This window comes from Candidatus Nitrotoga sp. M5, from assembly GCF_927904885.1.
In the GTDB taxonomy this organism is placed as follows: Bacteria; Pseudomonadota; Gammaproteobacteria; order Burkholderiales; family Gallionellaceae; genus Nitrotoga.
In genome coordinates this window covers 54,216-66,122 of record NZ_CAKMNW010000005.1, presented here as the reverse complement: position 1 = coordinate 66,122, position 11,907 = coordinate 54,216, and the positions used below count along the sequence as shown (strand labels likewise).

Here is an 11,907-nt window from a genome sequence, read left to right as displayed (position 1 = left end):
AATGGTTAGACGTTAAAGCGGAAGTGCATAACATCGCCATCCTGCACTAAATAGCCCTTGCCTTCCAAGCGCATCTTTCCTTTCTCTTTCGCGCCCGCCTCGCCCTTATGAGCAACGAAATCATCATAACTGATCACTTCGGCGCGTATAAAACCATGCTCGAAATCATTATGAATGACGCCCGCAGCCTGCGGTGCGGTATCGCCTGCGTGTATCGTCCAAGCGCGCACCTCTTTCACTCCAGCGGTAAAGTAGGTTTGCAAACCCAACAACTTGTATGCCACGCGAATTAATCGATTTAAACCTGGTTCTGTCAAACCGATATCGGCCAGAAACTCTACTTTATCCTCATCTGAAAGCTCTGAAATTTCCGATTCCAGCGCTGCACAAATCGCCACTACCGGCGCACCTTCACGTTCGGCGAATTCTTCCAGCCGAGTCAATAATGGATTATTTTTGAAACCATCTTCAGCCACGTTGGCCACGTACATGGCCGGCTTAATTGTGAGTAGGCACAGTGGCTTAAGTAAGGCAAGCTGCGCCGCATCCAGTTTCATCATACGCGCAGGCTTGCCTTGGTTTAAATGTTCAGCAACTTGATCCAGCAACTCGCCAAATTTAACAGCTTCTTTGTCGCCGGAGCGGGCAAGCTTGGTGTTACGTAACTGGGCTTTTTCAACCGTTGTCATATCTGCCAGCGCCAGTTCCGTTACAATCGTTTCAACGTCGGAAATTGGATCGACTTTGCCCGCCACGTGAATGACGTCTTCATCCTCGAAACAGCGCACCACATTCAAAATACCATCGGTTTCACGAATATTGGCAAGGAATTGATTACCCAAGCCTTCGCCCTTGGATGCCCCAGCCACCAACCCGGCGATATCCACGAATTCTGTGATGGCATATTGCATTTTCTGCGGCTTGACGATTTCGGCCAGGGCTTGCATCCGTGCATCCGGAACTTCCACAATGCCAACGTTAGGCTCAATCGTACAGAACGGATAGTTCTCCGCCGCTATACCCGCCTTGGTCAGTGCATTGAATAAGGTGGACTTGCCCACATTCGGCAGACCGACGATTCCGCATTTCAGACTCATGAATATTCCTTAAAAATTAATGACTGTGCAACTTCAGCATTGCCGCTTCCTGCTTGCCATCGACTATCAGGGAAACCACATTCAGCGCACGTTGCATAGCATGCTCGATTAACTCCGTCTCATCACGGCGCGGGGCATCCAGCACGTAATTAACAACGTCTGCACGTTCACCCGGATGACCGATACCGATGCGCAACCTCCAAAAATCGCGCGTGCCAAGATGCGCAAAGATGTCCTTCAAACCGTTGTGTCCGCCATGACCACCGCCGAGTTTAAGCTTGACGCCGCCAGGCAATAAATCAAGTTCATCATGCACCACCAAGATGTGTCGCGGTTCGATTTTGTAGAACTGTGACAGCGCCCCCACTGCACGGCCACTGACATTCATAAAGGTTTGCGGCTTGAGCAGGAATAATTCACGACCTTCCATCTGGCCGCGCGCGACCAAACCGTGAAACTTATTTTCTGCCTTGAAAGTGAATGGGTGCATGCGAGCGAATGTGTCTACCCACCAGAATCCAGCGTTGTGCCGTGTAAAATCATATTCACGACCGGGGTTACCCAGCCCGACAATTAACTTGATTTCACTCATTTGAAATGTACACCATGTGAAAAACCGTTCATGACATGTTAAAAAACCCGCCATACACTCACTGAATGCATGGCGGGTTTTTAGTTGTGATGCTTATACTAGTCAGGTTTTGCCGCAGCTTTCGCATCGGCAGCAGCAGCGGCGGCAGCTTCAGCCGCTGCCAGTGCTTCTGCTTCAACCGCGCCACGCGGTACCTGAACGGTAGCCACTACGGCATTTTCAATATGAATACCTGCCGCTTCTATACCTTTCGGTAGAATAAGGTCAGATACATGGATCGGATGACCTAACGCCAGCGTGGACAAATCAACCTCAATAAATTCAGGCAAGTCAGCCGGCAAGCAAGCAACATTCAGATCATTCATTACGTGAGAAACGACACCTCCGCTCAGTTTCACCCCAGGGGCAGTATCGGCATTTATAAAGTGCAATGGCACTTTCATATGGATCTTCTTATTTTCTTCCACACGCTGAAAATCGATATGCTGCACTTGCTGGCGAAATGGGTGCATTTGAAAATCGCGAAGCAGCACCTTTTCCTTTTTCCCATCCAAATCTAGTGTCAGGATAGAAGCATGGATCCCTTCCTTACGCAGGCTGTAATACAGGGTGTTGTGATCAAGATCAATCAGCGCAGGCTCAGTGCCACCATACACGATACCAGGTACGCGCCCAGCCTTGCGCAGACGGCGGCTCGCACCCGTTCCTTGCGCCTTGCGGGATATTGCGCTTAGTTCAATTTTCATTTTGTTTCTCCACTTCAAATTCGGGATCACCCGCGACCAGGCAATCCCAGGTTACGTGGCCGCCAATATGACGGCCACAAAAACTATTCTACAAATAATGAACTGACGGACTCTTCTGCATGGACGCGACGCATTGTTTCGGCCAGCAGTTCAGCCACGCTCAGCTGGCGGATACGCTTACAAGCTATAGCCTCCTTCCGCAGCGGGATTGTGTCGGTCACGACAAGTTCATCTATTGCAGAATTTTCTATGCGCTCAATCGCCGAGCCTGACAGCACTGGGTGTGTGCAATACGCCACCACCTTCTCTGCACCCTTGGCTTTCAGTGCATCGGCAGCCTCGCATAAAGTATTACCAGTATCTACCAAGTCATCCATAATCAAACAGGTTCGGCCTACCACTTCACCAATGATGTTCATCACCTTGGCCTCATTGGGTTTGGGGCGACGCTTGTCGATGATAGTGAGATCAGCTTCCAAACGCTTGGCCAATGCACGCGCACGCACAACACCGCCCACGTCCGGCGAAACTATCACCAGATTTTGGTAATTATGCTTCCGCACATCTGCCAACAAAATCGGGCTAGCGTAAATATTGTCCACAGGAATGTCGAAAAATCCCTGTATCTGATCCGAATGCAAATCCATAGTTAGAACGCGATCCACGCCAACACCACCAAGCATGTTCGCCACCACCTTGGCAGTAATTGCTACACGCGCAGATCGAGGACGTCGATCTTGCCGAGCATAGCCAAAATAGGGTAATGCAGCGATGATACGCCCGGCAGAAGCGCGTTTAAGCGCATCCACCATTACCAACACTTCCATCAGGCTATCGTTGGTAGGGGCACATGTTGATTGCAGTACGAACACATCTTTGCCACGCACGTTGTCATGAATTTCTATCAGTACCTCGCCGTCTGAAAAACGGCCAACGGTGGCTTGTCCAAGCTGAATATTCAGGTGCTGCGCTACATTTTGTGCAAGCTTAGGATTGGCATTGCCGGTGAACACCATCAAGCTGTCGTCGGTCACCATGCTCCCCTTAAAAATAGAAATGGGCGCAAGCGCCCCAAACAAGCAACATTCTTAAAACTGGCTGGAGAGGTAGGGATCGAACCTACGAATGCCGGAATCAAAATCCGGTGCCTTACCACTTGGCGACTCCCCAATAATCTTGTATTTCACATTACGGCAAAATCTCGCAATGGGTGATGCGGTAAACCGCGCGCTACAATCCCGCGCATATTTGACGGCAAATGTTCTATGACTGCTTGCGCCTGTGCCTCGGTAACAAACTCCGAAAACACACAAGCACCAGAACCACTCATCCTAGCTTGCGCAAATTTCTCAAGCCAAACAAGGTGTCGCGCCACTTCCGGATATAAACCACATACGACAGATTGCAGATCGTTGTGTGGTAGCCGTAACGGAAGGCCGCGAATTCTGAGGGAAATCGCATCCCGTGTCAATTCCAAGTTCGAAAAATCCAAGTGCGCAAATACCTTTTCCGTAGCAACATGCACTGGCGGGAACAACACCACATACCATGCATCCGGCACAACGTAGGCCTGCAATTGCTCGCCTACGCCTTCTGCATAGGCGTTTTCGCCAAACACAAACACCGGCACGTCCGCACCCAGAGACAAGCCTATCGCCATCAATCGTTCGCGCGACAACCCTAAGTCCCATAGATTATTCAGTGCAAGAAGTGTAGTGGCTGCATCCGAACTACCGCCACCCAAACCACCACCCATCGGGATACGTTTCTCCAGAGCTATATCCACACCCAGCCTACAACCACACTCCTTTTGCAGCAGATGTGCAGCGCGCACGCACAAATCTTGCTCCTGTGCCACATCATCAAACGCACTAATTCGGCGCACCACACCATCCTTGCGCAAAGAGAAATGCAACATATCACTAAAATCAATGAAACGAAACAAGGTTTGCAGCAGATGGTAGCCGTCCATCCTGCGCCCCACCACATGCAAAAACAGGTTAAGCTTGGCCGGCGCCGGAAAGGTTAGAGTGCTTGTTATATTTCCCATTCATCAATCAGCAATTGAATTTCCAGTCCATCGCGTTGCATGGCAAGACGTAATGGCAAGCCATCCGATGTTTGCGCTGCATAGCGCGTATAGCGAATCACCCAGCCATCTTGGCTTAACAGCATAACCTGTCCGTTAGCATTATGCTCAATGTCAAATGCGCCCATCGGCGCTGGCAACGCCAATACCCAGTAACGCAAACCATACAACGGCAAACGCCAGCCCAGCACTTGTTGAGTTAATCCGTCGGCATCTTTTGCTTCATAGTGTTTTAACGGCATATCCAGCGTTGCCCCCTGCGGGTCGCTACGAATGCGAGCCACAGTCTGCCCCAATGGTGCAAATAGCAGTATTTCATCCGATTCAGCACAATGCATCCAGCGCACTCCAGATGAAGAGTGATTGCCGTCATGCTTTACGGCGATCCGCCCAGACAGCACAAATGGCAGATGTTCCGGCTGCATGGGTCGCGTGACAGGTTGGTGTACTGGCGGAGCACTTACGCAACCAGCCAGAAAAAAGAGACACAGTAGACAGAGTCTATACATCAAGGCGTAAATTTCTTGATGACAACCTGCAGCACCGTACTATCGGGGTTAGACTTTAGTGCCTCGCTCCATATTTTTTTTGCTTGCTCTTCTTCGCCTTGCATCCATAGCACTTCGCCAAGATGCGCAGCAATTTCCGGATCTGGATAGGCAGCATAGGCACGGCGAAGGAACTCCACGCTCTTGGACATATTGCCCAAGCGATAATACCCTAAACCCATGCTGTCAATGATGCCGGCGTCATCCGGATCAAGCTGGTATGCTTTCTCCACCAGCTTCATCGCTTCTGATATGCGTTCATTACGCTCGAGCATGCCATAGCCTAGCGCGTTATATACTTGTGCGTTATCAGGCTCTATCTCAATTAGTTTTCGCATCATCTGCTCAAACGCATCTAGTTTCCCGATCTTATTCGCAAGCATCGCCGCCTCATACATTAGCTCTGGTTGGTTGGGTAATTTTTCCAGCCCAAGCATTACTACCTGATAGGCAGATTCAAATTGCTGAGCATCGCGCAGAATCTGCGCCTCAACCATAGTCAATTGTATTCGTTCCTTATTATTCTTCGAAGCGGTCTTATGTAAGAGCTGTCGTGCCTCATCCAGCTTTCCCAATTTATTGGTCAGATAAGCCATGCGTAAGCGCGCGTTGAAGTTATACTCCCCACCCCTTACTTTGCTATAGTTCTTCATTGCATCTTCATCATGCTTCTTAGCTTCACTTAACTGGCCAAGGTAGTAGTACACTACGTTTTCATCTTTTTTTCTATTAGTGAGGGCCTGCTGCAGCTCTTTTTCACCACGATCCAGCTCACCCATATCTAACGACAACAATCCCACCGCGAACGCCAGATCGGCGTTATCCGGATATTCGTTTAGCAACTTCTGAAATTCTGAGCGCGCTTCTCGATTCTGCTTTTGTTGAGTCAGTGCGCGTGCATAAAACAGGCGCACTTCTTTGGTGTCAGGATATGTTTCAAGATATTTTTTCAGCAATGCCAATGCCTTCTGTGGAGCTGCGCTCTGCATCAATTGGGCATTGAGTAGCACGGCGCTATCCCATTCCGGTCGCAAAGCATATGCCTGCTGAGCTTCTTTCAAGGCTAATTCGTGTTGACCTGCGGCTTCCGCTACTTGTGCCAGCACCCAACGCGCCTCCGCTACGCGCGGATAAGGTTGCGCCAGTTCACGAAGTAAATTAAATGCGGCATTTTTATCGGGATAACTCGCGATCATTGAGGAGATTTGCGTAAAAATATTTCCGACCCCCTCTGTCGCTGCTGCTAAAAGGCTCACGAGATGCGGGCGTGCCTCATCCAGTTTGCCGCCACTTACCAGCAGGGTGGCCAGAGCCTGTTTTGCCAGTAGCGAGTCTGGTTCTATTTCCAGCCAGAGGTTGAATGCCGACATCGCTTTGTCCATTTGGCGCGTCTCAAAAGCCAAATGTGCAGCATATCGCGCCAAGCGTGGATCACGCGTGGAGTTGGCCAGCTTCAGGTAGAGCTGCGTAGCCAGCTCAGGCTGACCACGCTGCAGAGCCATGTCTCCCAGAAGATACTCATAGAGCATTTCCTCAGTCAATTCCTGCTTGGGCAGTTCCGCTTGCTTTTTTGCTTCTAGTCCTGGCTTCTCCGCTTGTCCCGCGCTCTGCTGCGACGCGTGCGCACAAGAAATCAGTAACAATGCAAAAAAAACTGTACTACGTTTTAAGTTCATCATATTTTGTATGGTAGACATTTTAAAAAATAAATAATCATTGAATCACACATACCCTCTGATTGAGCCATAATCACTATAATTAGTGTCGAAGCAAAGAGTAGCTCAGATTTGGAGAACATCAAAATATGTTGCTCGATGTTTTTCGCGTTTTACATCCTTGGCTTTACATAAATAAATTATAAGTTTAGTTATTAAGCACCCTTAAATTTTAAGTTCCCCAGCATGATCGATAAGTTCATTTTGATGCACAACTACATATTAGGTTATATTCACCTTCCCACACAATCTGCATAAGCACTAATGTCTGTCAATGCACCAATCACCCTGTCTGTACGCAATCTGATTCGCCGCTTCGGTCAACGCGAGGTCATTCATGGCATATCGCTAGAACTTCGACATGGTGAAGTACTTGGCCTACTTGGACACAACGGTGCCGGTAAAAGTACGACTTTGCAAATGCTGACCGGCGCACTATTACCACATTCGGGGCAGATTGAAATCTGCGGCATTGATCTCTTACGCCAGCCCCAGAAGGCTAAAGCGCGAATCGGGTTTTTACCAGAAACGCTACCTCTATATCGGGACATGAGCGTAAATAATTTCCTTATATTCGCCGCCAAGTTGCATCGTGTACCCCGTGCGCAAATTACGGATGCTTTGACCGAAACCAAACGCCGTTGCGGTTTACAGGACAGTGGAAAAAGCATAATCGGGACCCTTTCCAAGGGCTATCAGCAACGCGTCGGTATTGCGCAAGCGATCATCCATCAACCAGAAGTAATCATTCTCGACGAGCCCACCGTTGGTTTGGACCCATCTCAGATCCGCGACATCCGCGCATTGATTCGCGAATTGGGGAATATGCACAGCGTTATCCTTTCTACCCATCTGCTAGCCGAAGTAGAAAGCATTTGTGACCGCGTTGAAATCATGCATCACGGGCGCTTAATTTACGGCGGCAGCAGCACAAAAATGCAGCAATACGGGGCTCAATCAGGCTTCATCATCACCCTGTTGGCACCGCCTTTGCTTTCCGAATTGCAAGCCCTTGCCGAAGTACAGAAAGTAGACCAACTTTCCACCACACAGTTCCGCATTCTGCATGCCGACAACACAAATCCAAGCGCTGCTCTGCTCACGCTCGCCGCACAACATGGCTGGCAAGCGGAACAACTAGTTCCGTTGCGAACATGCCTGGAAGATGTTTTTATGCAAATCACTCAAGACGAAAAATCATGATTCTAACTATTGCGCACAAAGAATTCCGCAGTCTTTTCGTTATCCCTTCGACCTGGTTTATTTTGGCCGCTCTGCAATTTATCTTCGCTTGGTTTTTCTTGGCACGCCTCGATGCCTTTATACAAGTACAGGCACAACTAGCTCAGCTTGCCAATCCGTTCGGTGCCACATTAGCTGTGGCGGCTCCATTATTCGGTACACTCGCGTTGATTTTAATGATGCTGACACCAATTTTTACCATGCGCTTAATCGCCGAGGAACGGCGCAACCAAACCCTGACCCTATTAATGAGTTCGCCAGTTTCCGATTGCCACATTGTGCTAGGAAAGTTCATCGGTCTAATGATATTGCTGTCGCTCATCATCGCAAGCTGTAGTTTGATGGTGCTAACGCTGGCCTCAGGCACGCAACTAGATACAGGCCTACTTCTCACCAATGGACTGGGGCTCATACTGCTTGCCGCCAGCTACGTCGCATTGGGGCTATATGTTTCTTCGCTTACTGCGCAGCCAGTGGTGGCCGCTATAGGTACATTGGCCATATTTTTCGGTCTATGGCTTATGGAAGTCAGCGCCGTGGATCATGACAACACTTGGCGCGCGCTTGCTCCCACTAGCCATTTTCAAAGCTTTAATATTGGCCTGTTAAATAGCACAGATCTGCTGTTCTTCCTGCTGTTTTCTATCGCTTTTCTGTTATTAACAATACGGCGGCTGCATAACAACCGCTTATATAGCTAATAGCCTTCCAGTATGAAATTTCCACAAACCAAACGACTGATTAGAAATCTTGCCTTCACCGCACTGCTGCTTGCCGCTGTAGTCACGCTGTATCAACTCGCTGCACAGCAACCCGCACAATGGGATATGACTCAAAACGCCAGTAACAGCTTGGCAGACAGCAGTGTGAACGTACTGAATCAGCTGCAAGGTGAAATAAAACTAACGATGTATGTAACCGGACAAGATGCCAACTTGGGCGATATGCACAGACTAACCCGTGATTTTGTCGCCCTCTATCAGCGCTATAAACCTGATATTTCGCTCACCTTCATCGATCCGGTAAAACAACCAGAGGAAGCGCGCAAGGTCAACATTCATGCCAATGGCGAGATGTTGGTTGAATATGATGGCAAGCGCGAACATCTCACCATATTGAACGAGCAAGCGCTTACCAGCGTGTTGTTACGCATGGCTCACGCAAAAAATCAATTGCTTATGTATCTTGAAGGACATGGTGAGCGTAATCTGGAAGGCATAGCCAACCATGATCTCGGCGAATTCGGCAAGCGTCTGCAGCAAAATGGATTCCGCCTTAACAGCCTGAATTTAACACTAGCACAGGAAGTACCCAACAATACCAGCATGTTGATCATCACGCAGCCGCAAATCGATCTGTTGCAAGGCGAAATAGACAAGCTAATGCACTATATCGACAGCGGCGGTAATCTGCTATGGCTAGTAGACGCCGAGCCATTGTATGGACTGGAGCGCTTGGCCGAAAAACTGGACATAATTTTCACACCTGGCATAGTCATCGATCCAGTAGCTGTTCAAATGAACATCCCTGCGACTTGGGCACTAGGCGCTAGCTACCCACCACATGCCATCACACAAAACTTCAACTTAAATACGGTCTTTCCATTTGCGCGCGCCATTGACTGGGAGGAAAATACCGCATGGCAGCACACCATGTTGGTAGAGGCCGCGCCACGTGGCTGGATTAGCCGCGACATACCGCAAGGTAAACCACACTTCAACGAATCCCATGACATCCCCGGCCCAGCAACCATTGCGTTAGCCCTGCAACGCAACATAAATGATCGCGAACAACGCATCGTCATCGTTGGGAGCGGTTCGTTTCTTGCCAATACCTACTCCGGTAACGGCGGCAATATTGATCTCGGCATCAATATTACAAATTGGTTAGGCAACGAAGAGAGACTCATCACCATTCAACCCCGTGCAGTGAGAGATGGGGCGATTACCCTGAGCAAAATTCATCTGGCCTTAATCAGTGGCAGCTTTCTGATTGCCATACCTCTACTTTTAATGCTAGTGGGCGCTACGGTATGGTGGCGCAGAAGACGTTAAGCATGCATTAGGTATTCCTGAATAGTTTATTTAACCTCATAAATAAAAGCATAACGGGTATATTGTTGCTTGAGTACTCTCGATAATTTTTCTGTAATACCGCTATGTATATTAACTATCTCACAGCTACCTGTTGGTTCTTGACAACCACATCTGTGTAACCGATTGGGCAAGGTCTTACCAATGTGTCAGCGTACCTTCACAATACACTCACCCACACACCATTGGTGCCATGCACCACATAGACAAGTGGTTCAATTGTGAAAGGGCGATAGCTCAAGCGTTGAGCTTACGTGAAGCGGAGATCAAATCGCCCAACAATGGGGAAGAGTTCATCACTTAGCCAATGTTGCCACTAGCCAGCGGGAATAGGCGGCATTTATCACATTCAAACCGTCGCACCAACAGCTTTTATTATCTCAACTTTTGGAAGAGCAAATCAGTTTTTACAGGCCATTAAAACACAGCTTATTATTACACCTTAATTTACTATTTAGCATCTACCAAAATGGCCAATCATTATGATACTGAATGTAAAAAGTTGAACATACATTACATGTCTGGATCGTTTAATTTCTCACTACACTTTTGGTTGACTGAAAGGGCTGCTTTAGGCTATTCTGAAACGAGTAGATTAGCTTAAAATAACTAAATATTTCATAAATTGACATGACTGAGATATTTCCCTAGAAGAAAAAATTCACTGAGTTGTGGCTCTTGGCCGAGTGCCTGTGGGACTGTCAGTCCATACGATTACCTATATTTAGGCATTAAGCCTCGGAGATATCATGAAAAATGACCAAAATGTTGAGGAGCTGAACCAGTCTGTGGGTATAGAGTGCTGGTCGGCCGAACAAATGCAACAAGCACGAATAGCAGCAGCAAAGGAAATTGGATTTGAAGAAGTAGTATTCCGCGATAGACCAGATACTCCTGAAATGGTGGTGTTACCGGCAGGAAGTTATGGCATGGGCGAGGCATTTGAGAAGCATAAGGTTACCTTTGCTCGTCCCTTTGCAGTAGGAAAATATCCGGTTACGGTAGAAGAATGGAAACGTTTCGTCGATAGATTGCGTCCTGAAGACGACCTATTGCCGGGTATTGGAGCGGGATATTTGGCGGGCACAGGAACAATACGCGGGCACAACAAGGTTTTACTCAAATCCCCAACCAAGGCAACTGAATTGCATCACGAAGTTCTAAGTCATGTTAAAGAGACTAACAGCGACTTGCCGGTAACTAATGTCAATTGGTTTGATGCGCAGGATTATGTGCGTTGGTTATCGACTCAGACTGGCCACACCTACCGTTTGCTGACTGAGGCAGAATGGGAGTACGCATGTCGTGCAGGGTCAGTGACTGAATACTTCTGGGGTGAGGAAATAGGGATTAATAATTGCAACTGCCAATATAGCGAAAGCGAATGGAGCTGTAGAAGTGCCTCGCCCGTGGGCAGTTTTGAACCTAACGCTTTTGGCTTGTATGACATGCATGGGAACGCATGGGAATGGGTAGAGGATCCATGGCATGAAAATTACGAAGGAGCACCGAATGACGGTTCTGCTTGGATGTCCGAAGGCAACCGACAGTGGCGTGTGTTACGCGGGGGCTGCTGGGATAGCGATCCGCGTGACGCGCGATCTGCTCTACGGTTATGGATTGAACCTTCAATTAGGAACTATGGTATTGGCTTCCGAATTGCCAGGACGCTATAACGAAGCAACGGCTTAGTGATTGGATTTTTATTTGCACGTTCCCTGCACTGTATGACATTGGATTGTGTCACGTGATGTCGTAAGTATGGAAGCCGTCCGAAAGAGCGAA

The 11,907-nt window shown here is 48.5% G+C and carries 11 protein-coding genes and 1 tRNA gene; 4 read left to right on the top strand and 8 right to left on the bottom strand.

From position 1 onward, the window contains the following. Window positions 1-5: 5 nt before the first annotated feature. The 8 genes from ychF to MJ770_RS01910 form a co-directional block, all read right to left on the bottom strand. Window positions 6-1,097 (bottom strand): redox-regulated ATPase YchF, encoded by a 1,092-nt coding sequence (ychF, locus tag MJ770_RS01945; RefSeq protein WP_239249884.1) that lies wholly within the window; start codon window positions 1,095-1,097, stop codon window positions 6-8. A gap of 16 nt (window positions 1,098-1,113) precedes the next feature. Continuing rightward, window positions 1,114-1,689, bottom strand: coding sequence for an aminoacyl-tRNA hydrolase (gene pth / locus MJ770_RS01940; protein ID WP_239249882.1), 576 nt, complete (start codon window positions 1,687-1,689; stop codon window positions 1,114-1,116). Window positions 1,690-1,787: 98 nt separating this feature from the next. After that, window positions 1,788-2,435: a 50S ribosomal protein L25/general stress protein Ctc gene (locus MJ770_RS01935; protein WP_239249880.1), complete on the bottom strand. Its 648-nt coding sequence runs from the start codon at window positions 2,433-2,435 to the stop codon at window positions 1,788-1,790. 83 nt (window positions 2,436-2,518) lie between these two features. After that, on the bottom strand, window positions 2,519-3,469 hold the full coding sequence (locus tag MJ770_RS01930; RefSeq protein WP_239249988.1) for a ribose-phosphate pyrophosphokinase: 951 nt from the start codon (window positions 3,467-3,469) through the stop codon (window positions 2,519-2,521). 61 nt (window positions 3,470-3,530) lie between these two features. After that, a tRNA-Gln gene (locus MJ770_RS01925) sits at window positions 3,531-3,605 on the bottom strand. A 13-nt stretch (window positions 3,606-3,618) separates the two neighbouring features. Next, window positions 3,619-4,485 carry a 4-(cytidine 5'-diphospho)-2-C-methyl-D-erythritol kinase gene (gene ispE / locus MJ770_RS01920; RefSeq protein ID WP_239249878.1) on the bottom strand — a complete coding sequence of 289 codons (867 nt, stop codon included), beginning with the start codon at window positions 4,483-4,485 and terminating at the stop codon, window positions 3,619-3,621. Further along, a complete protein-coding gene (lolB, locus tag MJ770_RS01915) occupies window positions 4,473-4,949 on the bottom strand; it encodes a lipoprotein insertase outer membrane protein LolB (protein WP_239249876.1) in 477 nt (158 codons plus the stop codon). Before lolB ends, ispE begins: the two co-directional genes overlap by 13 nt. 83 nt (window positions 4,950-5,032) lie before the next feature. Further along, a complete protein-coding gene (locus MJ770_RS01910; RefSeq protein ID WP_239249874.1) occupies window positions 5,033-6,751 on the bottom strand; it encodes a tetratricopeptide repeat protein in 1,719 nt (572 codons plus the stop codon). A gap of 300 nt (window positions 6,752-7,051) precedes the next feature. On the opposite strand from MJ770_RS01910, the gene MJ770_RS01905 reads away from it, so the two are divergent. The 4 genes from MJ770_RS01905 to MJ770_RS01890 all read left to right on the top strand — a co-directional run bounded on the left by MJ770_RS01905 (window position 7,052) and on the right by MJ770_RS01890 (window position 11,798). Further along, complete coding sequence (locus tag MJ770_RS01905) at window positions 7,052-7,990, top strand: ABC transporter ATP-binding protein (protein ID WP_239249872.1); 939 nt, start codon at window positions 7,052-7,054, stop codon at window positions 7,988-7,990. Continuing rightward, window positions 7,987-8,730, top strand: a complete 744-nt coding sequence (locus MJ770_RS01900; protein ID WP_239249870.1) for an ABC transporter permease — start codon at window positions 7,987-7,989, stop codon at window positions 8,728-8,730. The genes MJ770_RS01905 and MJ770_RS01900 overlap by 4 nt, the downstream gene beginning before the upstream one ends. A gap of 12 nt (window positions 8,731-8,742) precedes the next feature. Then, on the top strand, window positions 8,743-10,083 hold the full coding sequence (locus tag MJ770_RS01895) for a GldG family protein (protein ID WP_239249868.1): 1,341 nt from the start codon (window positions 8,743-8,745) through the stop codon (window positions 10,081-10,083). 788 nt (window positions 10,084-10,871) lie between these two features. Beyond that, the gene (locus MJ770_RS01890; protein WP_239249866.1) at window positions 10,872-11,798 is read left to right on the top strand and encodes a formylglycine-generating enzyme family protein; all 927 of its coding nucleotides are present in this window, start codon (window positions 10,872-10,874) and stop codon (window positions 11,796-11,798) included. Window positions 11,799-11,907: the final 109 nt, after the last annotated feature.